Source organism: Polyangiaceae bacterium, assembly GCA_020633205.1.
Taxonomy (GTDB): Bacteria; Myxococcota_A; Polyangia; order Polyangiales; family Polyangiaceae; genus JAHBVY01.
This window is the reverse complement of record JACKEB010000012.1, coordinates 215125-237482: the sequence shown is the minus strand read 5'-3', so window position 1 is coordinate 237482 and position 22358 is coordinate 215125. Positions and strand designations below refer to the sequence as shown.

Here is a 22358-nt window from a genome sequence, read left to right as displayed (position 1 = left end):
TTTCGTAGGTTTTGAAGCGTGGGCTTTCTGTTTCTACACGCTGATGTTCCCACAGGGTTGCCGCTGGAGCTCAATGCCGCCGGAACCGCGTATCGGCTGAGCGAAGCCTGTCGGGTCAAGAGCGAGGTAGTCTGCCTCACGAACCTTGAGTTCGCGCTGGTTCGCCTCGACACCCAGCAGGTACAGGGTCTGATTGCAGACTTGCGGTTCCCCGGGGTGCGCGAGCAGCTCACCCGTATCCGCGCGGATTGGCCGTTGTTGCCGCTCTTGCTCGTGGTCCCGACCGACCAACCGCAGTGGATCAATTTGGCGCACCCGTTGCGAGCCCAGTGCCTGTTGGCACCGTTGCAGCCTGCGGATGTTCGGCAGTTCATCCAGCACGCGCTCAGCTTCTGCCCAGTAGAGCGGGAGGAGCTCGATGGATACCTGTCTCGCTTCGGCCAAGACTATGAGCTGACCACCAGGGAGCATGCGTTGGTCGCCGCGGGTCTCGAAGGCGTTCAGCGCAGTGAACTCCTGGCGCGCTTTCGCATCAGCGAGAACACACTAAAGAGCCAGGTTCGTGGCCTACTCCGCAAGACAGGCCAGGCGTCGATGGACGCGTTGATGCGTAGCGTGCTTCGAGACGTGCTCTCGCAGCAGGTCGACCGGGCCCCACTGAGTGAGTCCGAAAGCGACCGACGGACCAGCATCCCGCCTCCGCTGTGACCTTGCCAGCGCCCTGCGCTTGGACCTTGGCTCGCGCGCAGAGCCCACAATCTACCGACGGAACCGCATCTGACGCGCCCGCGACGAGCCGTCGCCCTCCAGCGTCTCCCGGCGCTCTTGTGAAGCGGCAGATCCCGGGGCAACCTCCGAGCCGTGACGGAGCCCCACCCCAGCCTTCTCGACGCTGACACGCTGGCGTTGAGCGCTCGCGGCGTCCCCGACGTCGATCTCGCCCCCTCCAAAGAGTTGAAGCGCCCCAGAGCCATCGCCTCTGCGATGGCTGTCGCAGAATGTCTGTTCGCCTCGACTTCCGGTCCGCCGCCGAAGGCTCGCTTGGCGTGGTTGGGGCGGGAGTTGGACGACTTCTTAGAGCGCATCGGGGCCGACGCCCGAGGTTCCTATCTCCTAGGGCTCTTCGCGCTGAGCGTGCTCGGGCCGCTCCTCAGCTTCAGCCTGACGCCGCTTCGAAGCATGGCCATCGAGCGACGGGCCCAAGCCCTGTCGAAGGTGGAGTCGAGCTTTGCTTCGGGTCTGCTGTTGGCGGTCAAGGCGATGCTCTGCATCATCTACTACGAGCATCCCGACGCCGCGGCGGGTATCGGCTTCGACGGCCGCTGCATGCTCGCAACTCCCGAGTCGCTTCTGGGTGGTCGTAACCGTGCGGATCAGGAGCAGGGCGATGAATGAATCGGTGAGCCGCAGGGCCAAGCGCAGCGTAAAGAAGTCGGACGGCGGCGGCAACGCCGTGACCCAGGGCCGTTTCCTCAAGGAAGATGTCGAAGTCAGCTGCGACGTGGTCGTCGTAGGCTCTGGAGCAAGTGGCGCTGCGGTCGCCTGCGAGCTTGCAGAGGCCGGGCAGGACGTCATCGTAGTAGAAGAAGGCGGCTACTACCGCCCGGAGCAATACGGCGGCATGCGCCCGAGCGAGACTCTACGCCACCTTTTCCGCGATGGCGGGCTGACTTTCGTGGTCGGCCTCGAAGACTCGCCCATGGTCAACATGACGATGGGACGCTGTGTCGGTGGCTCCTCGGTGCTGACAGGCGGCGTGTGCTTTCGCATCCCCGGGTTCATCCTCAAGAACTGGCGTGAGCAGCAGGGGCTGAGCATGTTCACCGAAGAAGCGCTCGAGCCGGCGTATCAAGCGGTGGAGGCTGCTACCCACATCGAGCAAGTCCCCCTCGAGATGCGCTCGGAGTCGACCAATGTCTTCGCCCAGGGAGCGGAGCGCATGGGCTACGAGCTCAAGCCGATGCATCGCAATACGAAAGACTGCAACGGCTGCGGGCGGTGCAACTTCGGCTGCCCCCACGGCGCAAAGATGAGCGTCGACATCGCCTATATTCCCCGCGCGTTGCGCGCCGGCGCGCGCGTCTTCTCAGATTTCCGCGTAGATTCACTAATTACAAAGGGCGCCCGAGCGGCGGGCGTCGAGGGGCGGATCTACAACGCGCCGGGCCTGCGCAAACCGGGCAACTCGTTCCGCATCCATGCAAAGCGAGTCGTCATGGCTGCGGGCGCCTACAACACCCCTGGGCTGTTGAAGCGCTTCGGTCTAGGCAAGCAAAGCGGACAGCTCGGCCGCAACATGACGGTGCACCCGGGCTTTCGCATGATGGCCCGCTTCGATCGCAAACTCGAGGGCTGGAAAGGCGCGCTGCAGAGCGCCTTCGCCGATGCCTACGAGCACCAGCGCATCACGTTGACTGCGCTCTATGTTCCGCCGGGGGTGCTCGCCGCCACCATGAAGGGGATCGGGCGAGAGCACATCGAGAAGGCCGAAGGGATCCCCAATCTCTCGATATTTGGCGGGATGATTCACGACGATCCCGGCGGCCAGCTGCATCACGTACTCGGCAAGACGTTCAGCACCTACCGCATGAGCCCCCGGGACCGCGAGGCCATGTACACCATCACCCGGGTGATGGCGGAGACGTACTTTGCCGCGGGGGCGCGTGAGGTCTACCTGCCGGTGTTGGGCATGGCGCCGGTCAGCAGCATGGATGAGCTCAACAAGATCAACTTCCGCAGCATCCCCGCGAAGCGCTACGAGTGCTCCTCTCAGCATCCACTAGGGACCACCCGCATGGGGATCACCGCAGAACATTCGGTGATCAATCCAGACGGCCAAGCCTGGGAAATGGACGAGCTCTACGTGGTGGACGGCGGTATCGTCCCCAGCAGCCTCGGAGTAAACCCGCAACAAGCCATCATGACCCTGGCTACGCGAATCGCATGGAAGCTACGGGAGCGTCCTCTACCGACGTGGTAGCGGAGCTCCGGGCGCTCGTCCCAGCGGGCCTCGAACTCCACTATACGATCCCTGCGGAAGCAAAGGCGGCCGGGGTCATGGCGTGCGAGTTCGGGCCCGACGAAGAGACCCTAGCGTGGTTAAGGGAGCTACCGACGCAGCGTAGAAGCGGCTTCAAGACCTTCCTGCAGCGCACCCTGCGGGAATACATGTCCGACTTCGACGCCAACGCGCTGCTCGATATGTACCCGATGTTCTTGCTGGGCGAGAGGCAGCTTGGAAGGCTGTTAGGGCTCAGCCAAGGCGCGCGCATGGGGTCCGTGTTGGATGTGGGCGCCGGCTCTGGGGATGTCACCCGGCGCTTGCGACCCTGGTGCGATCGGCTCCTGACAACGGAGCGGTCCTGGGGAATGGCGCGCCATTTGCGACGCGCTGGTTTTGAGTGCCTACGCATCGATCTGTCGGAAACCACGGCGGGACTGACAGACGCACCCTACGACCTGATCAGCTGCTTCAACGTCCTCGATCGCTGCCCCAGGCCCGGTTCACTCCTGAAGGCGATTCGCGGTCTCTTGGCCCCGAACGGGCGGCTCTTGCTCTCGGTGCCGCTGCCTTTCGAGCCCATGTTCTACTCCGGAGCACGCACACTGGATCCGCTGGAGGCGCTGGACGTGGCGGGGGCTGAATGGGCCGAGGCGGCGCAGGATCTTTGCGCTCGCGTGTTGCCACAGAACGGCTTCCGCCCAACGACTCTCAGCCGCGTGCCCTACCTCTCTGGGGGTGACAGCCGGCGCGCGGCGTATGTGCTGGACACCGCTGTGGTGGTGGCAGAAGTGGAGCGGGATGCAGAGCCTGGCTGAACGCTTGGCGGATATGGCGCTGGAGGTGATCCGTACGGAGACACCCCACTGCTACGACTACCACGGGCCGACACCTCGCCCACTGGACCGCGGCGCGCCCCTCACCCCCAAGGAAATCCACCCGGCGTTCTACGGCTGCTTCGACTGGCACTCGGCCGTTCACTCTCACTGGTTGCTCGCCGAGTTGCTGACGTGCAGAGAGTTCTCAGCGCGCTTCCAGCTGCGCCCCAGCTACGTCGACCGCATCACTGAGCTTCTGGTCGCGGCCATTTCCGAGGAGAATTGTCAGGTCGAGCACGCCTTTCTGCGTGACCACCCCAGGTTCGAGCGCCCTTATGGCTGGGCGTGGGTGCTCAGGTTGTCGACGTCGCTGCGGCAAAGCAGCAGCCTCAGGCGGAGTCAGGCTGCAATCGCACCCCTGGAGCGGCTCTGCGCAACACGCTTGCTGGACTGGCTGCAAGGCCTGCCCTACCCCACGCGCAGCGGTGAGCACGGACAAAGCGCGTTCGCGCTGAGCCTGCTCCTCGACTGGGCGAACGACGCCCAAGGGCACGACGAGCGCTACCGTTTGGGCGCGCGAGAAGTGACGTTGAAGCACTACGCGCAAGATCGCGGCGCGGCGCTGCATCTAGAGCCTTCCGGCAACGACTTCTTGTCGCCGGGGCTCGCAGCGGCGTTTGCCCTCGCCCGCGTGCTCGAGGGCGACGACTTCGCGGACTTTTGCTCGAGCTACTTGGACCGATCCGAGCTGCTCCGACCTGTAGTCTGCCCCGATCCAAGCGACGGTCGCCTCGCTCACTTGATCGGTCTCAACCTAAGTCGTGCGTGGATGCTGTTTGGGATCGCAAAGCGGCTCCCTGCATCCCCGTTGAGAGACGCGCTGTTGGCTAGCGCGCATGCGCATCGGCAGTTCGGCCTCGAACAATGCAGCTGTGAGGACCTAGTCGAAGCGGCTGCGGCACCGCCCCGACGGCTGACAGCACGCCTCCACTTCATGGTCACCCACTGGATTGGCTCGTTCGTGCTGCTCATGGAGCAAGAGGCCAGCCCACTCTGACGTGAACCGACCTCTAATATCCGCACGGTTATTATCTAGTAGTAGTAGGGATCAGCGTATGCGTAGGGCAGCGGGAGCACGCCGACAGGGTTCTGCATGTCGCTCACCGCGTGAACCAAGATCCCCGAGTCGCTGATGGAGTAAACGAACTCGTCGATGAACACGCCTCGTCGCACCTCGCCACCGTAGCCCGTGCAAGGCTCCGCGCTGTCGTAGGCGCAGTTCATGAAGTTCGCGTGATCCGCTGCACCGACGAACTCGAAGCCGCTGTCCGCGCCCACCTTGAAGACTTCTAGGCTCGCCTCGTAGCCCCGTGCGCTGTAGCCACTGAATGGGAACGCCAAGAGCTGCTTCTCTGGGAAGAAGGTGAAGGCCTTGTGATCGTAGTTCGCGCTGCTCCAGCCGTCCTGCTGGAAGACATACTTGTGGGCCAGCTCCGGCGTCGTCGGGTTCGAGACGTCGAAGATCTGCAATGCCAGCGCGTCCTCGCCAATCCCATCGGCACCCCGGTTGCGGCCGATGGTCACCAGGTGCGTGTCATCGAGGGGGTGCATGTAGTCACTGAAGCCGGGGATCTCAAGCTCACCCAGGAGCTTCAGCTGCGTGGGGTCCGTGAGATCGAAGACGAAGAGCGGATCGGTCTGACGGAAGGTCACCACATACGCGCGGTTGCCAACGAAGCGCGCCGAGAAGATCTGCTCGCCAGCCGCGAAGCTGCCGGTATCACCGATCACCTTCAGCGCCTGCTCCGCGTCGCTCCGCAGAGTCAGCACGCGGTTCTGGGTATCGTCCCAACTATCGCTCCAGGTGGTGGTCGCGACACGCACCACGCCGTCTCGCTCGTCGATCGAGAACTGATCGTCGAGGTGCCCTGGCACGAGGCCAGAAGCTTCATAGCTGGCGCTCCCGGGCTCCAACTTGAAGACATGCAAGGAGGTCGACTCGGAGTCGCCCCAGTAGCCGGAGATCCACTGGTTCTGCGCCAAGATCAGCTTGTCCTGATTCGCGTACACCTGGTTTGCGTAGCCCAGCACCGAGGTCTCCGTTGGTGCAGCGTTTCCGCGGAGATCCAGGCTGATCACCCGGGTGACGCCGTCGTTCGCCGAGCCCTCCGTGGGCGCATAGTAATCACCGCAGCGCGGCGTCATATCGACCAGTGCGTCCCCATTGGCTTCAAAGCTCCTAGGGAGCCAGTCGCCCAGAGAGGTCGCTTGAATCGCAGCGATCGCCTTTGACTCCCAGTTCATCACAGCCAGGCGATAGCTGAGCGCACCGGCATCTCCATAGGGGAAATCATAGTACTCCGGGGGTGCGACGCCGAAGCCGCCCGTGATCACGCTGCGCACCTGGCTACCGATGCGACGAGACGAGGTGTAGTAGCCCTCGAAGTAGAACTCGCGCTCCACGCTCGGCGCGTCGCCTTCGAGGTCGACCAGAGTCAGCTTGGTAAACTGCGTCCCGCTAGGGTAGTACGGCTCCTCACTGGCGGGAGCGCCCTCAGCGAAATCACCACGACCTCCAACGGCGCCGCCGCCATAATTTCCGCGCGGCTCCACATCGAGGTAAGTCGTCGAGTAGACCAGTGCCTTGCCTTCTCCGACCTGCATCTCCAGGGGGTAACCTTCGATAGCGACGGACTGATCCACCCCGATGCTCTGGGGCGGCCAGGCGGTCACAACCATCAGCTCCTGTCCATGCAGGAGCCACATCCGCTCGCCATCGGTCTTCACGATGTCGGCTTCATCCACGCCAGCGACTTGATTGTTGGTCTCCGAGTGACCCGAAGGTGCCGCCGGTGCGTTGGGGTCTTGCGCGCCGTTGTCGACCGTTCCTCCGCTCTCCTCGCCTGAAAAGCGACCACCGCCGTAGGCGGCTTGCGTCAGTAGCTCTTGGGCCGTGAGTCGAACCCGGGCGATTTGGTCGCGCTTCACCAACTGGTCGAGGTCGTCACAACTCGTCGCACGGGTCAGCACCGCAGAGCGCTGGGCGACCGGTTCCCCTGAGTCGTTGCTGCAGGCAGCGGCGAGTGGTGCGAGCAAACAAGCAAGGGCAGTCAGGCGAATCGCGGGTGTCATCAGGCTCCTCCAAGCGCCGCCAAGGTGGCGGTTTCAGAGGTGCCTAGAGCAAGCCGAGTGCCAGGCGGAGTCCCCTGGAATTGCCGGACTTCAGCTCAGGTTGCCGAGTGGGCCGTGACACACATCGTCGATCTTGGCACAGCTGGCACACGACTCAGGCGCGTGCTGAGCGCCTTCGACGGCGGCTCAGCACAACCAGCAAGCCGAGACCCCACAATGCCGCGGCGCCTGTGTGAGAGGCGCCGACGCGGCAGCCACAGCCCCGATCCACGATATCCACGGGCGGCTCTTCGCAGTCGCTGACGCAGTCTCCGGTGCCGCCCGCGCCCGCCCCAGCGCTGGCTTGCCCCGCACTACCAGCAGATGCACCAACGCCGCCAGCGCCGCCGGAGGTTGGCGCGCCCGCCCTTCCGGCGCCACCGCCGATCCCCGCTGCGCCTGCGGCTCCCGCTGCGCCTGCGGCTCCCGCTGCACCTGCCGCTCCACCAACGCCACCAGCTCCACCCACAGGCGCCGGTGGCACATAAGGCGCGCCGCAAGTCTGCGAGTAACCGCTGTCCACTGGCTGGGTACAGCCGTGCATCCAGTCTGCGCTCGCCCCAGTCGTATCCACAGGGAAATTACCGCAAGCGGCACTCGGCTCCCAGTCACCGCGCGCGCTATGACACGGCGTCACGTCGATGCCGCTCTTCTTTTCCACCCACTCGATGTGGCGATGCATCACCGAGTACCAGCCACCCCCACCGCAGCCATCGCCGTAGCTCGTGATGCCGAAGACGCGCCAGCTCTGATCCGCAAGGCGGACATACACCGGGCCTCCAGAGTCGCCCTGGCAGGTGTCCTTGCCCTCGCCCCCAATGAACGCTTGGCCGTATTGGTCGAAGTAGCGAAATGGCATCGTCACCGCGTGCTTGATGCCAAACTCGCCCTGTTCGGTGTTGCCGAAGCCGACCGCGACGACCTCCTGACCTGGTTTCAGGATCTCCGTCTCGCAGCCCATCAATACGGGGACGATTGGGATGTCGTTCTGCGCCTCTTTGAGCACGCAGTACGCGAAATCCGTACCGTGGGCGTTGCTCCCAGTCGGGCTGCCGCCGGGAAACACCTGGCACTTCTCAGTTTCGACGACACGGTTCGGCTGGCTACCGTCTTCGCCGAAAGCGACCTCCGGGATGTTATCGCCACAGTGAGCGGCGTAGATCACGACCTGAGGGTGAATCAGTGTGCCGCTGCAGCCGCCCAGGAACACGCTCGTGGGCCACTGGCAGCTGACGGTGGGCTGACCACCGTAGATGTGGCTTCGCGCGGGCTCAGCGCCGAGCGTCAGAGGTGTGACCAGTACGCCAAGCAGCGCGAGCGTCGGGAGGGTCCGCTTCATGCGGGAAGGGGCTTACACCATCCTACATCGCTGCGCACCCCGGTTTTTGCGCCGATCGACCCGAGCCTCCCAGCGTCGAGAGCGCTGATGCCCCTGGTTTTTTTGGGGGTGAGGCGGAGCCGTACCCGGCTTTCGGCGTAGGATGCGCGACTCATGCCCGAGCACAGCGCAACCGCACCAGAGCCACCCCCACGCCCACGTTTGGCGTGGAGTCGAGGACGGTGGGCGCTGCTCGCAGTCGCGGCGGGGCTGGCAGCCCACTGGTACGTCTCACGACGCTCAGCGACCGAGACCGCCGCGCGCCTGCACGGTGCCGCGAGTCAGTTTGCGGCGTGCATCGTTGGAGCGCGACCGCCGGATCCGGCTTCACCGGAAGCCAAGCGAGGCTTCGAAGCGATGCTGTTCAAGCGCCTGGCGCTCAGCCGCTCGAGCGCAAGACCGCTCGCGGACTGTGCTCCGCTCGCGGCAACCGTGGACGCCGACTCAAAAATCCACGCGGATAATTTCTACCATCGTTCCCCAAACGAGGTCGCGACAATCCGCACCATCGCCCAACGCCTGGTAGCGTTCGACTACGCGAGGCCGGCAGAGGAGCTATCGAAGAAGCCCGGTGATGGCTCCGAGAGCCCAACCCTTGGCCTCGTCGCTGACACCAACCGACTCCTGGAGCTCACTTGTCAGGTGGCCCAAGCGGAGAAGGCGTACGACGTGGGCGCGTGCCCGCTAACCGGAGAGGCGGCGAGCGGCGTACCCGCTCCCCGGCTCGCCCTCGAGGTCAGCCTCGGAGAGCCGATCGCCAACTTCCGAATGGCGGCAGACGCCAGCCCGACTCCGCGTGTCGTGGTGGCCACCCGGGGGCGTCGCAACCGCTTTGGTAGCTGGGTGGCTGGCGCGTTCACCCAGGCTGAGGGCGCCGCTTCGTGGCGGACGTTGAGCTTGCTCACCCCCGACGCTCCAGCCGCGCCGGCGGACCGCAGCTTGCCCCGGATCGACTTGTTGAGTTCCGAACAAGGTCTGAGGATCAGCGAGTCGTTCGCGCACGTCGGTCGCGCGTACTTCAGCGACCCTGCGCTGACCAAGTTGACCCTGGCGCTCGACGTGGCGGGCGAAGGCGACGTCCAGGCTGCGGCAGCGACCAAGTCCAAGCTTCCCGACGCCCGGCTGGTCCCCTTGAGCGATGGCGGCTTTGTTTGGATCCACCAGGCAACGGATCCGAAGGCGGAGCCAACCACGCAATTCACGTACTACGACGCCCAACGAAAAGCGCAGAGCACGCGCACCGTTGCGGGCTCCTTGATCGCCGCAGCGAGTGTCCCGCCGCGTGCCTTCCTCGAGCACCAAGGCGTGCAGCTAGTTCCCCTCGGTCCGACTCAGACAGAGGCGCTTGCAGCACCGGCAGGCCTGCCTGAAGCCTACGAAGTCCTGGAGAGCCGGGACCGCTGCGGCGGCGCGACCGCGCTCCTCGGACGCGGGCCCGGCGGGGCCAGCCTGCTCTTGTACTCAGCAGACAAGTCGACGCCGATCTCCCAGCGCTGGCAGCTCCCTGAGGGGACTCGGCCGAATCTTGTCTGCGGTCGCTGCGCCCCGCGGATCCTCGAGGTAACGAAAGAGCGCCTTACGCTACGCGAGCCCGCCGCTCCGACGAAGCCCCTCTCGGTCGACACACCGGTGCTCTTCAACGCAAACTCGGCGCTTCGCACTGAAGCAACCTGCGTGGACCGGACCACGCTGCTGGCGTACATCGTGGGAGGGGCGCTGCTCGTGCAACGCGTGACTCCCGAAGGCAGCGGAGAACCGGTGGAAGTCGCGCGGCCAGGAGAGCTCGGCAATGCCAGTCAGCCCTTGCTGTTGTTACTTCCCACAGCTGACCAGACGCCACCCGGCTTGCTGGTGTTTTGGCGACGTGCCGGGGGCAAAACGCGGAGTGACGTGCTGCGCATCGAGTTCGCGGAGAGCGCGGATCTCGGCTTGACCTGGCACTAGGTAGGTTTTCCGTGTCACACAACCTAAGGCCGGGCCGACGCCTCTCGCATGCGTCGTCTTCTGTTCGGGCTGTGTCTCGCTGTAAGCGCCTGCCGCGACGTGCCTCCCAACGCGCGGGCGCAGATCGAGCCCAACGCAAGCGAGCCCCCCCCGACGACTTCAGCGCCAGGGCGCGTAGCGTCACCCAGCGCGGCGACTCCACCCAGCGCCGCCGCTCCGCCTGGTGCAGCGCTCGGAGCCACAAACACCCCGACCGGCGCGGCGCCTTCAACGCCAACCGCCGCGGAGCTCGCAGCCACACGGGAGGCGTTGCGGGCGGACCTCGGCGACTCGATTCACCTGAGTACGCTGCGGAATACGTTCGTCGTCGCGGCGCCTCGCGCAATGGCCAAGGCGACCTTCGTCCAGAGTCAGCGCTTCGTGGAGCGCGTGCTGGATGCGTACCTGAACCAGCGCTTCGACCGCCTCCCTTCACGCCCGGTGAAGGTGCTGCTGTTTCCTGACGCACGCAGCTACGAAGCCTACTGCAAACGCCACTATGGGGAGCCGCCTTCAACACCTTACGGCTTCTACCACCCGGACGAACGGCAGATCACCATGAATCTGGGTCCCGGCGTCGGCACGCTGACCCATGAGCTGGTGCACCCAATCCTGGACGCCGATTTCCCCGCGGCACCCGAGTGGCTGAACGAGGGTCTGGCATCGCTGTTCGAGTACCCGGTCGTGCCCCACAAGGGAGAAATCCACGGAGCGACCAACTGGCGACTACCCAGGCTGACACGTGCAATTCGCTCACCCAAAGAGCGCTCTCAGGCCACGCTCACGCGGCTCTTTCAGCTCAAGGACTCGGAGTTTCGTGGGAATTCAGAGGACCTCTACTACTCCCTCGCCCGCTACTTTTGCCAGTGGCTCGACGAGCGGGGTCAGCTGTGGGCATTCTATCGGCTCTGGCGTGAGCGCCACGCCACCGACCCCGACGGCTCAATTAGCTTCCGCGAGGTAACCGGAAAGGCACCTGGAGACTTCGATACCGACTTCCAGCGCTGGGTTCGCAAGCTGTAGCGTCAGAGACCGCGCTCGCCCAGCACGCGGCCGAGCCTCACGTAGAGCTGTGGCGCGTCGAAGCCAACTCCCCAGCCGATCTGCGCCCAGTGGTCCGCGTCGACGTGGTCTACGACCGTACCCCAGCGTTGGGAATCGGTGGGCACCAAGCCGTCGCTCGCGCCGTGCCCACGTTGGAGGAGGCCTTGGGTCACGCGCAACAGCGGATTGGCAGAGCGCCCCTCGCTCACGACGCTCGCGTACCAAACGCCGTTGACGTCAGGTACCTCCGCGTTGAAACGCTCCATGCGATGCGTCGTCAGCTCCCAGAAGCCTTCCACTTCCGCGCCGAAACGTTCGGCCACACGCCGCAACCCGAGCATGTCCCCAAGCCAACGCGTTCCATGATCAGCGACCGGAGTACCCCTATGAGGCGTTCCGATCGTGGTGAGGGAGGCGACGCACGCCTCCAGCCCCAAGTGCGCCAAAGCGTAGCGGGCGTCCAACCCCCCCATGCTGTGAGCTACCAAGTTCACGCGTCCGACTCCGAGCGCCAACACCTGCTCCGCAAGCTGAGCCGCTCGGACCGGGATCGGCGCCAGGGGGTCGACGCGAACGACATGCACCTCGAAGCCGTTGCGCCGCAACTCATCCGTTACCCCGCGGAAGTAATTTACGTGAATCCCGCCGACACGCACGCGATCGAAGCCGAGCACCCCGTGGACCAGTACCAGGGGGTGGCGGGTCGGCGAGCGCGTCGGCTCAGCAACCGCGGCAGCCTCGGCGACCTCCACGATTTCGACCACCTCGACGCTGCCCGCGACTGCGGCGCTGGGCAGTCCCTCGATGCCCGAAGGGAAGTCGGGGCGGACATTGGTCGAAGCCGCTGGTTCTGGCTCAGCCCCACGCTTGGGCGTCGCCGGTGATGCGACCCGCGGCGGGTCCGCTAGGGGTCTCGAGGGCGACGGCTCCCTAGCCAGCAGCGCGACGTTGGAAGCATGGGCGCGCTGCTTGAAGCGCCGCTTGGAGCGCCACCAGCTGACCCCCGCCAACAGGCCGAGCAACAGCAGGAGAAGACTAGCGACGAGCCACGTCCAGCCGAGGCCAGCGCTGAACCAGACGTCCATCCTCCGGATCTTGCGCGCCGCGTCATGATCGCGCAAGCCACGCCTCGCTTGGAGGCAGGATCGTCACTCATCCCCAAACAAGAAACTTCTGGCGCAACGTCTAAGGATCACCTAAGAATCACGCCCCCGGAATCGCTGGGACAAAACCCCAGTGATTCCGGACTCCTGCCGGAGTGGCGGAATTGGCAGACGCAGCGGATTCAAAATCCGCCGAGGTAACCCCTTGTGTGAGTTCGAGTCTCACCTCCGGCACAACTCAACGGTTCCCGAATCCCTCAACCGAGTTTCGGTGAACATCCAAAGACGAGGCGCCTTCCGCGCCCGTTTCATCGTTTCCGCTGCAGCGCCTTTGCCTGCATGCGGCGAGCGCACGGGCCCCCTTTGGGCCTACGCTGATCCATAGTGGCGGGCCCCATTTAACCGCACGGAAATTCTTACCAAGGAGAGCGCTCCACCACGCGCCTATTTGAGCAGGCCGTAGGCCGCGAGCAGACCGAGCCCCAGCAGCCAGAGCGCCACCACTCGCCACTGTTTTGGACCGAACGGCGCGGGCCTCGCGCTCTCACCGGAGTCGTCCGAGTCGGCTTGGCGCCGGACTTCTTGGGCCAGCCGACTCTGCGCCTCTACAGACTCCAGGCGGCCCCGCAGGAAAGACAGTTCACGCTCAAGCCGCGTCAGGCGATCCTCCGTCTCCACCTCGAACGTCGATGCCGGAGTTGGCGCAGACAACAGCGTGGTGGTCCGATCGGAGGTCGGTGTCGCCACGCTGCGAGGGGTGGGTGGCGCGGGTTCCTCAACCTCCACCGAAACCGCGATGGAAGAAGAAGTCGCCGGCTCGCAGTCGGAGGGTGCGTCTCCCCGACGGGTCACGACGTTTGACTCGGGCTCGCTCACATCACCTACTTTAGACCAAGTGGCCGTACCTGCATGTTCGCCGCCCAAAACGCGGAGCTGAGCGCTTCGCGGTGGGCGCGCCGAGGCGACCGTTTCGCCTCAACCGCGCGATCGCCTGCGTTTGAGTCCCTGGCCGCGAGCGTCGCTGCGCCCCAGCTCGGTGACGCGCCGAGAAGCGGCTTCGAGGGTGGGTTCGAGGGGCGTCGTGAGGTCCACGAGCTCCCCAAGGTCCTGAGTGGCGCGCTCCGCATGGCGCCACGCAGCGGCGTGGCCAAGCGTCTCGGGTTCGTGTTCCAACGCGAGTTCCTGGGCTAGCGCTAGGCGCTCGGCGACCTGCTGAATCCGCTTCAAGCGCGTGAGATCATGTCGGCCCGCGCGCTCCGCGACGTACATCGCGCGCAGGATACCGATCAAATCCCGTACGGCTTCGAATGGGAACGGAGCGGACCGAGGCATCAGCATTCGCTGTTACTCCCATACTCTTCCGCCACGACGTCGTCCACGCGTCCGCCGGTCACGCTGCATCACGCAGGTTCCGCGAGGCCGAAGCGTCGCTGCAGTCGCGAGACTTTTCGCCCGCATGCGCGCTACGCTGTGCCGAGCGCTGAGATCAGCGCGGTCCCCGCGGCAGGTGCAGACGGACAAACAATGCACCTCCCCCCAACAAACTCCCCCATGGCCCAACGCCTCGCTCCATCGAAACTCGCCAGCCTGCTCCAGGGCGTGGAGGCGGCGCATCCTGGAGGAAGGCTGCGTCAGCTTTGGCGTGAGGTCGTGGGGCCCCGCGTCGCCGCACGCTCCGAAGCAGGTTGGCTGAAGGGTGATGTGCTCACCGTCAAGGTCGCTTCACCCGTCTGGGCACAGGAACTCGCGCTGCTGAGCGAGCCCATCTTGGCCCGCCTGAACGAGGCGGGAGTGAAGGTCAAGCAGCTGAGATTTCGGGTCGTCGACTTGGGGCGCCCCGGACAACCGGTGAAAGCCAAAGCTCGCCGCCCTGCCCCCACGATGCCCCGCGCCGAACTGCCGAAAGAACTGGTGGCACACCTGGAGTCCGTCGAGGACCCGGAGCTGCGCGCGCGCATCAAAGAGGCTGCAGAACTCACCCTCGCGCGCAAATCCAAGCGCCGCTAGCCATTTACCGCGCGACCAACGCTCGGCGACGCCGCGAACCATTACCGCGCGGCAACGAGTCGCTCGAGACCCTCGATGCGCTGGACGATGAAGCGTTCAGCGGGACCGAGCTGTTGCTCCGTTGCCTTGAGCACTGCGACGTACTCGCGAAGGAGCTTCAGATCGACCTCGACCTGTCGCACGAACTGATACAGCTCTTCGACGATGACGCCCGGCAGCGGCCGCTTGCACAGCTGGTTGAGCTCGATGGCGTAGTCAACCCACGACCCCTTACCCGTCGCGCGCGCCAGCTTGATGGCGTAGGAAGTTGCCTTCTCGATGACCGCGGGAGCGACCTCGGTGCCACCGCGACGCTGAGACGCGAGGAGGTTACGCAAGTAGTTGGAGAGGATGCGCTCCGCTTCCGCGCCGCGCCCCATCGCGAGCACCTTGTCGGCAACACCACCCAAAAGGTCGAACGCGTCGCCTTTCCGCGTGGCTTCGGTGTCACCCGTGGGCTCACCAGCAACTGGCGGCACCACGGCGAACGGTGCTGGCTCGAGCCCGGTGAGTGTCTCCGCCGCAGATCGATCGCGGTGCTCCGCCAGCGTGACGCTGTTCACGCCTCCCGAGCGTGCGGTGCGCACCATCAGCTCCTGCTTGCCGATCAGGATGCGGTCGCCGTCTCCAACCTCTTTGGAGCCCTCGAGGCGCACACCGTTGATGTAGACGCCATTCACGCTACCGAGGTCGTGCAAAATCACCTGGTCGTCTTCAACCGTGATCTGCGCGTGCCGCCGTGACACGAGGCCGTCGTCCAGCACGATTTGGCAGCTCGCGGAGCGCCCGATCACGGTCTCGAACCCGGTTAGCTTCAGATCGCGACCGCGATACCGCACCCACGCGAGGAGGGGTCCTCGGGTGGAGCTAACGGCCATCCGTGGTTCGGTGCGCCGCCCGTTGTCGGACTCTGAGGACACTCAGATCAGGTTACATACGCCAACTCGCCACGTCGAGGACTCGGCGGTCCCGGCCTGCAATCAAAGGGCGGCACCCACACCTGGCTTCGGACCCTGGGTCGGCGCAGCATCGGGCGAACGGCCGTTTCTTCGACGCTGTTGCGCGGTGCGTGGTCGAAGCCAAATGCGTGGACGCCAACCGGGGTTCTCGAGAGTCGGTTGTTCAGTGCTGCGGCTACTCGAGGGCTGATGCTAACGAGCGCGGTGGCTACTTGAGCGCAGTGGCTACTTGAGCGCAGTGGCTACTTGGGCGCAGTGGCTACTTGGGCGCGGTGGCTGCCTGCGGTGGCTACTTGAGCGCTGCGAGGCGCTCCAGCCCCTCGAGGCGACTGAGGAGGAAGCGCTCGTTCGGGCCGAGGCTATTCGCGCGTTTTTTAAGGCCCGCGATGTAGTCTCGCAGCCGCGTTCGGTCGATGTTGTCGACCTTGCGAAGTCCGGAATACAGGCCATCGACGACCGCCGCTGGGCACGGACGATTCAACTTGGAATACAGGGTGATGATGTAGTCCACCCAGCGCCCCTTGCCGGTGGCCAGCGCCAACCTGGAGGCGTACTCCGCAGCCTGGTCCACCACGCGATCACTCACTTCGAGGCCGCCGTTGAGATCACTCGCCACGCCGTCGAGGTAGCCGCTCAAAATCCGCTCGGCTTCTGCGCCGCGTCCGAGGGCGAAGGCCTTGTCTGCCAAGTTCCCGAGCAACCCGACCGCGTCCGCGGAGGTCGCCGCTTCCATGCGCATCTGGGTTTGAGCTCGATCGTCTCGCGCCCGCAAGAGCAGCATCTGTTGGCTGCCGATCTGGATCCGATCGCCGTGCTTGAGCACCAGGCTTCCGCTGAGCGCCTCTCCATTGACGAGCACACCGTTGCGGCTGCCCAGATCTTCGACGCTGATCTCCGTGTCCGACACTGCGAGCAGCGCATGGCGACGCGAAACTAGCGGATCATCCAGGGAAAGCTGACACTCCGCGGCGCGCCCAATCACGAACTGCCCAAGGCTGAGTTCGAAGTCATGCTGCAGGTACCGCAGGCGATACTTCATGCCTCAAGGTCAGCCGCCAAGCGCAACAACGCCTGACGCCGCTCCGCACTCTCCTCCGTCACTTCCGCAAGGATACGCTCAACCGAGCCCCGCAGCTCTCCTTGGGAGTCGGGCGGCAGAGTGTGCAACTCGACGCTCACGACCTCGGGCGGTAAGCGATTCGCCGCAGCGAACACATCCAGCGCCCAGCGCCCCCAGCGAGCGTTGCCGAGTCTCCGCGCGAGACGGGAGGCGCTCACGGCGACGGCGTCGAGGTGCTCCGGCGCGACGTGATGATTGGCCGCCAGGCGGCCTTCGATGTTGGCGCGAGCACGCTCCAGCAGGCGCTCAACGTCTTCGGTACGGTTCACGGTCTCGGCGCGCTGCAGCACTTCGATCAAGAGCTGCAGCGTCCAGTTCTGATCCGTGGCACCTACGACGCCACTCACGGTATCGTCCTCGACTCGGTGATCGCTGCCGCAGTTGGGGCACGTTCCCGCTTCCGCAGGGTAAGGAACACCACACGCCGCGCAACGCGTCATGAATCCGGTGGCTCGCCCTGCCGCGCGATCTGCGTCGTCGAGGTGGTAAAACACAAGCTCCTGCGTGCCGAGGCGCACGCGATCGCCGTCGCGCAACTCCTGAGTGCCAGCTAGCTTTTCGCCGTTCACCAAGGTTCCGTTGCGCGAGCCCAGGTCCTGGACCGTGACTTGGTTTCCACGGACTGAGAGCTGCGCGTGCTCACGACTGACCAGCGGATCGTCGAGCGTGACGTGACAGGTCGGACTGCGACCTAGGACGGTGACGCCTGGCGACAGATCGATCTCTTGCAATAAAAACCTGAGTCGGAATCGCACCGCTATGCTCACCTACATCGTCGCCAACACCGCGCCCCCCGACGAGCGTACCATGGCCCAGAACGCCCGCTGCTACCAGCGATGCCGGGAGAGAACACGGAGCACGCCGACGGTGAGCCGCGGATGACGAGTGAGGCCGTACACCTTCAGGGCGTCCTCACCCTGCCCGCGGATCCAGCGCAGCGCCGCCAAGCTCGCGAGGGCTCCACGCAGCGCGCGCCCGCCCAAGCTCGGCTTAAGCTCCGGAAGCCCTTCAATCACCTGGGGTGCGCCTCGTAGCGTCACCACGGGCACCCCCACTAAGCCGTCGTGGATGGTGAGCTGACCCAGGTCGAAGCGTAGGGTCAGCGCTCCACCCCAACCCGGAGCAACGGAAGCTCGAGGAAGATCGGGGGGTGAGGGAGGGTCGTTGACCACGACGAAGACGGATCCTTGCAGCTCCTCGAAGGCTTCGCGTTTCCCCGATGAAGCTTGAACGTTGGCGCGGATGACGTCCGCAAAACGCGCCGCGAGCGTGTTGCGCTCGGTTCCAGGGGCAAGCACTACCGCGGGTTCCATGGCGCACTCCAAGTCGACTCATCATAAGCGACGCAAAGCGCCACACTGTGGACCCAGCCGGTCATCTGCCTCGGGTTATCGGTTACGCGGAGTCGGCGTCAAGCGGCTCCGCCTCAGCCAGCGAAACACCCCCTTGCAGACCCGGGTGTGGGCTGGAAGGCTCCGCCCCCATGCAGCTGCGAGTGGCCGCCGTCGTTGGAACCATCCTAGTAGCAGGCTCCGTGGTAGCACACGCGGATCCGCCGCCGGGACGCAACGGCGCCCCACCCTCCGCGCCAAGCGGCACGACAACCAGCGCGCCTGCGACGAGCAGCGCGCCCGCGCCAAGCGCAGCGCCAGCTCCATCTCAGGCCCCGGCGCCCGAATCGAGCGCCCCCAGCGCGCCCGCGCCGACCGCACCTCCGGCGAGCGCGCCAGCGCCTAGCGCGCCGCCTAGCGCACCTCCCCCGCCCGCCGCGCCAGCACCGACACCCGCAGCACCCGCCCCCTTCGCGCCACCATCCCAATACACGGCGCCAACCCAAGCCCGCGTGGAGTTGAAGGTGAACTACCCCGAGGCGTGGCTCGAGCTGCGTTCGGTCACCTACGGTGGTCCGTGGAAGCGCGCGTGTCAGGCTCCGTGCGGAACAACACTAGAAGTCGATGGGGCCGAAGCTCGGGTGCGCGCACCTGGCATGACGACCACCAACGTCTTCCGCCTGCAGCCTGGCGTAGGCACCGCACGCTTGAGCGTCGACGGCGGAAGCAAGAGTTGGCGCGATTGGGGCGTGCTTTCCCTCGCCATCGGCACACCGATCGCCCTGGGCGGCGGCGCGCTGTATGGCGTGGGGCACTATCAGGACTCCCAAGGCATGAAGACCGCTGGCATCGCTGCTCTGGCGCTGGGCGGGCTAGCGGTCGCCGCCTCGCTCCCCATGTTGATCAGCGGCTCGACCAGCGTACGGGACTTCAACGGCAAGCTGATCGCACAGAGTCGCAAGTCACGCTTCGGTGCCTGGCAGTTTTGAGGCGCCACCACCCGCTAGCGACTGCAAACGGGCAAACGCAGAAAAGGCTCCCTCCCGGGAGCCTTTTCTTTGCTGTGCAGACGCGTGCGCGGACTACGCGAGGACGACCTTGGAGGCCTGCTTCACATAGTTCACGCCGCGGATCTTCTCGAGGGTGCTCTCGTTGAGCTCCGAGTCGAGCATCCAGAGCGACGCCGCTGACTCGCTCGAGCTGTGGACTCCTACCTGCATGCGAGAGATGTTGATCGAGTTCTCGCCCAGGATGGTTCCGATGTTTCCGATGACGCCGGGCTTGTCAGCGTTCTTCATCACCAGCATGGCGCCTTCGAGCAGCAGATCGAGATCGAAGTCACCCCAGCGCACGAGGCGCGGGCCGCGATCCGAAGCCAGCGTGCCCGAAACGGAGACGCGTTCCCCGTCTGCACCGGTCACGGTGAGAGACACGAGCGTCGCGAAGCCGCTCTTGCCCGTGCTCTTCAGCTCGCGCACGTCGATGCCGCGGTCGCCCGCGACCATCGGCGCGTTGATCGGATTCACGCCTTCCTCGAGGAACTGGTCGAGCACACCTGCGAGGGCGGCGTTGACCACCGGCGCCAGCTTGAGTCCTGCAGCTTCACCGCTGAACTCCAGCTCCACCGCGCGAGGCTGGAGGCTCTCCACCTGTCCAAGGAACTGGCCCAGGCGCTTCGCCAACGTCACGTACGGTCCTAGCGTGCTCGCCATATCGCGGGGCACTGAAGGCACGTTCACGGAGTTCGTGATGGTGCCTTCCGTCAGGTACGCAATTACCTGCTGGCAGATCTCCACGGCGACGCGCAGCTGAGCCTCCTTGGTGGAGGCGCCAAGGTGCGGAGTCACCACGCTGCCCGGGTGCTTGACGATCTCGCTGAGACCAGGCGGTTCCTCGGGGAAAACATCGAGGGCTACGCCGCCGATCTTCCCAGAATCGAGACCACGCACCAGCGCGGCTTCATCGTAGACGCCGCCGCGCGCCGCGTTCACGAGCAGCACGCCGTCCTTCATCTTCGCGATGGTGTCGTCGTTGACCAAGTTCTTGGTCTCAGCCGTAAGCGGCGTGTGCACGGAGATGGCGTCGGCGCGGCGCCACAGCTCATCCAGGCTCACCAGCTCTACCCCGAGTTCAGAAGCGCGATCGCTCGTCACAACCGGATCGAACGCGATGACCTCCATGTGCAGCCCACGAGCGCGATCCGCGAGGATACGTCCGATGTTGCCAAGTCCGATGACGCCGAGCGTCTTGCCCGTCAGCTCACGGCCCTCGAACAGCTTCTTCTCCCACTTGCCTTCCTTCATAGAAGCGCAGGCGGCGGGGATCTTGCGGGCCATGCTCATCAGCAAGGACAGCGCGTGCTCGGCCGTGGTGACGGCGTTCCCCGTCGGGGTGTTCATCACCACGATGCCGCGACGAGAGGCCTCCTTGACGTCGACGTTGTCCACGCCGATGCCAGCGCGACCCACCACGCGCAGGTTCTCTGCGGCGTCGAGCACCTTCTTCGTGACCTTGGATCCGCTACGGATCACCAGGCCGTGATAGGCGCCGATGCAAGCCGCAAGCTCGTCCTCGGAGAGACCGGGCTTGTAGTCGACCTCGATCCCAGCGGCCTTCTCGAGGATCTCCAGCCCTTGTTTGCTCAGGCTGTCAGAAACCAGAACCTTTGCCATCACTTACCCTTCCTGAAATCAGCCATGAAGCTGGCGAGGGTCTCTACCCAGGCCACTTCGGCGGCGTTGTAGATCGAAGCGCGCACGCCGCCCACGGAGCGATGGCCCTTGAGGCCGATCATGCCCTTCTCCGTCGCTGCCTTGATGAACTCTGCCTCGAGCTCAGGCGTCGGGAGGTTGAACACCACGTTCATCAACGAACGGCTGCCCTTTTCCACGGGGCAACGGTAGAAGTCGGGGTCCGCATCGATGGCGCCGTACAACACTGCACCCTTCTCGCGGTTCTTCTTCTCCATGGCTGCCAAGCCACCCGCTGCCTTGACCACCTCCAGCACATTGCGCATCAGGTAGATGCTGAACGTCGGCGGCGTGTTGTAGAGCGAGTTGTTCGAGGCGTGCGTCGAGTAGCGCAGGATCGCCGGAGTCGTTTCCTTCTCCTTGGCGATCAGCGCCTTGTCGATGATCACCAGAGCGAGTCCGCTCGGTCCGATGTTCTTCTGCGCACCCGCGTAGATCACACCGAACTTGGAGACGTCGATCGGGCGCCACATGATGTCGCTCGACATGTCGGCGAACAGCGGTGCCTTGGTCTCCGGGAAGTCGAACCACTGCGTCCCAGCGATGGTGTTGTTGCTGGTGATGTGGACGTACTGGGCGTTCGGATCCAGCTCCAGCTCAGAAGCCTTCGGGATACGGGTGAACTTGCCGTCGACGCCGACGTTTGCCGCCGCGCGCGCCGAGCCAATCACCTTGGCTTCGCTTAGCGCCTTCTTGGACCAAGAGCCGGTGACGACGTAGTCAGCGCTCTGCCCCTCCCCAAGGAAGTTCATCGGCAGCATCGCGAACTGCATGCTCGCGCCGCCTTGTAACAGCAGCACCTCGTGAGTGTCCGGGACGCTGAGCAGCTCCCGCACCAGAGCCAGTGTCTGCTGGTGGACAGCGTCGTAGGCTTTGCCGCGGTGACTGTGCTCAATGACACTCATTCCAGTGCCCTCGAGATCGAGAAGCTCTGCTTGAGCGCGTTCGAGCGCTGCCAATGGCAGCGCTGCCGGACCAGCGTTGAAGTTGATTACTCGGGCCATTTTCCTCCACGCAGACAAGGGCCTGCGGGGCCATCGCGTAGTAACTGGACGCGTCTTAGTCAAGCGCGACCACTTGGCCGACCGCTTGCCGGGGAACCGCACCTTCACGGATCAGCCTCGCACGGCCTTCATCTAGCGCGACCAAGGTCGATGGCAATCCACCCGGCGCGTGTCCGACTACGACCCAAACCCCGGGCAGCGCTTGCTCCGCGCTCGTATGATCGAGCGCCGCAGGCTCCCCAGGTGGGTTCGCGCTCGTCGCCGTAAGCGTGAGTCCAGACAGCTTAGCGAGGCGCCGAGCCGCGCTTGGTCCGGCTTCACGAACGCCGATCGTGCCTGCATGAGTCAAACGTGTGTCCACGGTGTGAGCCGCGGGTAACACGATAGTCAGCCCACCTGGCCAAAACTTCTCTGCGAGCAAACGGGCGGTCTCAGGCACGTCGTGTACCCAATGAGCCCACTGGGGCAACCCCGGTACGATCAGGCCGATGCCTTTGTTGTCGCGGTGCTTCGTCTTCAGCAATCGATCGACGGCACGGGGGTTGTTCGCGTCAGCAAGTAGACCGAATGAAGACTCCGTAGCGACGGCGACCACCTCACCCAATAGCAGCAGTTCCAGCGCCGCGCGCTCGCCGACCACACGTCTCATG

The 22358-nt window shown here is 64.9% G+C and carries 21 protein-coding genes and 1 tRNA gene; 10 read left to right on the top strand and 12 right to left on the bottom strand.

Annotation, left to right across the window (positions count from 1 at the left end; translation table 11 throughout):
- Window positions 1-18: 18 nt before the first annotated feature.
- From H6718_13110 to H6718_13090, 5 genes are all read left to right on the top strand, one after another.
- Window positions 19-708 (top strand): hypothetical protein, encoded by a 690-nt coding sequence (locus tag H6718_13110; GenBank protein MCB9586335.1) that lies wholly within the window; start codon window positions 19-21, stop codon window positions 706-708.
- A gap of 153 nt (window positions 709-861) precedes the next feature.
- On the top strand, window positions 862-1395 hold the full coding sequence (locus H6718_13105) for a hypothetical protein (GenBank protein MCB9586334.1): 534 nt from the start codon (window positions 862-864) through the stop codon (window positions 1393-1395).
- Complete coding sequence (locus H6718_13100; GenBank protein MCB9586333.1) at window positions 1388-2980, top strand: GMC family oxidoreductase; 1593 nt, start codon at window positions 1388-1390, stop codon at window positions 2978-2980. The genes H6718_13105 and H6718_13100 overlap by 8 nt, the downstream gene beginning before the upstream one ends.
- A complete protein-coding gene (locus H6718_13095; protein ID MCB9586332.1) occupies window positions 2944-3819 on the top strand; it encodes a methyltransferase domain-containing protein in 876 nt (291 codons plus the stop codon). Before H6718_13100 ends, H6718_13095 begins: the two co-directional genes overlap by 37 nt.
- A complete protein-coding gene (locus H6718_13090) occupies window positions 3740-4876 on the top strand; it encodes a DUF2891 family protein (GenBank protein ID MCB9586331.1) in 1137 nt (378 codons plus the stop codon). The genes H6718_13095 and H6718_13090 overlap by 80 nt, the downstream gene beginning before the upstream one ends.
- Before the next feature lie 35 nt (window positions 4877-4911).
- Here the strand turns inward: H6718_13090 and H6718_13085 are convergent, their stop codons facing one another.
- Complete coding sequence (locus H6718_13085) at window positions 4912-6951, bottom strand: beta-propeller domain-containing protein (GenBank protein MCB9586330.1); 2040 nt, start codon at window positions 6949-6951, stop codon at window positions 4912-4914.
- 154 nt (window positions 6952-7105) lie between these two features.
- On the bottom strand, window positions 7106-8329 hold the full coding sequence (locus H6718_13080) for a trypsin-like serine protease (GenBank protein ID MCB9586329.1): 1224 nt from the start codon (window positions 8327-8329) through the stop codon (window positions 7106-7108).
- A gap of 153 nt (window positions 8330-8482) precedes the next feature.
- On the opposite strand from H6718_13080, the gene H6718_13075 reads away from it, so the two are divergent.
- Both H6718_13075 and H6718_13070 read left to right on the top strand, forming a co-directional pair.
- A complete protein-coding gene (locus tag H6718_13075; protein ID MCB9586328.1) occupies window positions 8483-10312 on the top strand; it encodes a hypothetical protein in 1830 nt (609 codons plus the stop codon).
- 48 nt (window positions 10313-10360) lie between these two features.
- Window positions 10361-11374 carry a hypothetical protein gene (locus H6718_13070; protein ID MCB9586327.1) on the top strand — a complete coding sequence of 338 codons (1014 nt, stop codon included), beginning with the start codon at window positions 10361-10363 and terminating at the stop codon, window positions 11372-11374.
- Window positions 11375-11376: 2 nt separating this feature from the next.
- On the opposite strand, the gene H6718_13065 is transcribed toward H6718_13070, so the two are convergent.
- Window positions 11377-12480 carry a hypothetical protein gene (locus H6718_13065; GenBank protein MCB9586326.1) on the bottom strand — a complete coding sequence of 368 codons (1104 nt, stop codon included), beginning with the start codon at window positions 12478-12480 and terminating at the stop codon, window positions 11377-11379.
- 167 nt (window positions 12481-12647) lie between these two features.
- On the opposite strand from H6718_13065, the gene H6718_13060 reads away from it, so the two are divergent.
- A tRNA-Leu gene (locus H6718_13060) sits at window positions 12648-12732 on the top strand.
- A 210-nt stretch (window positions 12733-12942) separates the two neighbouring features.
- On the opposite strand, the gene H6718_13055 is transcribed toward H6718_13060, so the two are convergent.
- Both H6718_13055 and H6718_13050 read right to left on the bottom strand, forming a co-directional pair.
- Window positions 12943-13374 carry a hypothetical protein gene (locus tag H6718_13055; GenBank protein MCB9586325.1) on the bottom strand — a complete coding sequence of 144 codons (432 nt, stop codon included), beginning with the start codon at window positions 13372-13374 and terminating at the stop codon, window positions 12943-12945.
- 99 nt (window positions 13375-13473) lie between these two features.
- The gene (locus tag H6718_13050) at window positions 13474-13830 is read right to left on the bottom strand and encodes a hypothetical protein (protein MCB9586324.1); all 357 of its coding nucleotides are present in this window, start codon (window positions 13828-13830) and stop codon (window positions 13474-13476) included.
- Between the two features lie 219 nt (window positions 13831-14049).
- On the opposite strand from H6718_13050, the gene H6718_13045 reads away from it, so the two are divergent.
- Window positions 14050-14505 carry a DUF721 domain-containing protein gene (locus H6718_13045; protein ID MCB9586323.1) on the top strand — a complete coding sequence of 152 codons (456 nt, stop codon included), beginning with the start codon at window positions 14050-14052 and terminating at the stop codon, window positions 14503-14505.
- Window positions 14506-14546: 41 nt separating this feature from the next.
- Here the strand turns inward: H6718_13045 and H6718_13040 are convergent, their stop codons facing one another.
- The 4 genes from H6718_13040 to H6718_13025 all read right to left on the bottom strand — a co-directional run bounded on the left by H6718_13040 (window position 14547) and on the right by H6718_13025 (window position 17936).
- Window positions 14547-15464 (bottom strand): FHA domain-containing protein, encoded by a 918-nt coding sequence (locus H6718_13040; GenBank protein MCB9586322.1) that lies wholly within the window; start codon window positions 15462-15464, stop codon window positions 14547-14549.
- Window positions 15465-15792: 328 nt separating this feature from the next.
- Window positions 15793-16542 (bottom strand): FHA domain-containing protein, encoded by a 750-nt coding sequence (locus H6718_13035; protein ID MCB9586321.1) that lies wholly within the window; start codon window positions 16540-16542, stop codon window positions 15793-15795.
- On the bottom strand, window positions 16539-17378 hold the full coding sequence (locus H6718_13030) for an FHA domain-containing protein (protein MCB9586320.1): 840 nt from the start codon (window positions 17376-17378) through the stop codon (window positions 16539-16541). The genes H6718_13035 and H6718_13030 overlap by 4 nt, the downstream gene beginning before the upstream one ends.
- A gap of 72 nt (window positions 17379-17450) precedes the next feature.
- A complete protein-coding gene (locus H6718_13025) occupies window positions 17451-17936 on the bottom strand; it encodes a hypothetical protein (GenBank protein ID MCB9586319.1) in 486 nt (161 codons plus the stop codon).
- Window positions 17937-18478: 542 nt separating this feature from the next.
- On the opposite strand from H6718_13025, the gene H6718_13020 reads away from it, so the two are divergent.
- A complete protein-coding gene (locus H6718_13020) occupies window positions 18479-18943 on the top strand; it encodes a hypothetical protein (GenBank protein ID MCB9586318.1) in 465 nt (154 codons plus the stop codon).
- 93 nt (window positions 18944-19036) lie between these two features.
- Here H6718_13020 and H6718_13015 read toward each other — a convergent pair whose 3' ends face one another.
- The 3 genes from H6718_13015 to H6718_13005 are packed head-to-tail and all read right to left on the bottom strand — an operon-like array spanning window position 19037 to window position 22357.
- Entirely contained in the window at window positions 19037-20626 is a 1590-nt protein-coding gene (locus H6718_13015; protein ID MCB9586317.1) for a phosphoglycerate dehydrogenase, read from the bottom strand.
- A complete protein-coding gene (serC, locus tag H6718_13010; GenBank protein MCB9586316.1) occupies window positions 20626-21708 on the bottom strand; it encodes a 3-phosphoserine/phosphohydroxythreonine transaminase in 1083 nt (360 codons plus the stop codon). The genes H6718_13015 and serC overlap by 1 nt, the downstream gene beginning before the upstream one ends.
- A gap of 55 nt (window positions 21709-21763) precedes the next feature.
- Entirely contained in the window at window positions 21764-22357 is a 594-nt protein-coding gene (locus H6718_13005; GenBank protein ID MCB9586315.1) for an L-threonylcarbamoyladenylate synthase, read from the bottom strand.
- Between the last annotated feature and the right edge of the window lies 1 nt (window position 22358).

Bases quoted from the DNA above. Each gene is read 5' to 3' on its own strand.
- H6718_13070 (MCB9586327.1), top strand. From the start codon at position 10,361: ATGCGTCGTCTTCTGTTCGGGCTGTGTCTCGCTGTAAGCGCCTGCCGC.
- H6718_13005 (MCB9586315.1), bottom strand. From the start codon at position 22,357: ATGAGACGTGTGGTCGGCGAGCGCGCGGCGCTGGAACTGCTGCTATTG.
- H6718_13045 (MCB9586323.1), top strand. From the start codon at position 14,050: ATGGCCCAACGCCTCGCTCCATCGAAACTCGCCAGCCTGCTCCAGGGC.
- H6718_13015 (MCB9586317.1), bottom strand. From the start codon at position 20,626: ATGGCAAAGGTTCTGGTTTCTGACAGCCTGAGCAAACAAGGGCTGGAG.
- H6718_13050 (MCB9586324.1), bottom strand. From the start codon at position 13,830: ATGCCTCGGTCCGCTCCGTTCCCATTCGAAGCCGTACGGGATTTGATC.
- H6718_13085 (MCB9586330.1), bottom strand. From the start codon at position 6,951: ATGACACCCGCGATTCGCCTGACTGCCCTTGCTTGTTTGCTCGCACCA.
- H6718_13100 (MCB9586333.1), top strand. From the start codon at position 1,388: ATGAATGAATCGGTGAGCCGCAGGGCCAAGCGCAGCGTAAAGAAGTCG.
- H6718_13035 (MCB9586321.1), bottom strand. From the start codon at position 16,542: ATGAAGTATCGCCTGCGGTACCTGCAGCATGACTTCGAACTCAGCCTT.
- H6718_13075 (MCB9586328.1), top strand. From the start codon at position 8,483: ATGCCCGAGCACAGCGCAACCGCACCAGAGCCACCCCCACGCCCACGT.
- H6718_13065 (MCB9586326.1), bottom strand. From the start codon at position 12,480: ATGGACGTCTGGTTCAGCGCTGGCCTCGGCTGGACGTGGCTCGTCGCT.
- serC (MCB9586316.1), bottom strand. From the start codon at position 21,708: ATGGCCCGAGTAATCAACTTCAACGCTGGTCCGGCAGCGCTGCCATTG.
- H6718_13025 (MCB9586319.1), bottom strand. From the start codon at position 17,936: ATGGAACCCGCGGTAGTGCTTGCCCCTGGAACCGAGCGCAACACGCTC.
- H6718_13080 (MCB9586329.1), bottom strand. From the start codon at position 8,329: ATGAAGCGGACCCTCCCGACGCTCGCGCTGCTTGGCGTACTGGTCACA.
- H6718_13095 (MCB9586332.1), top strand. From the start codon at position 2,944: ATGGAAGCTACGGGAGCGTCCTCTACCGACGTGGTAGCGGAGCTCCGG.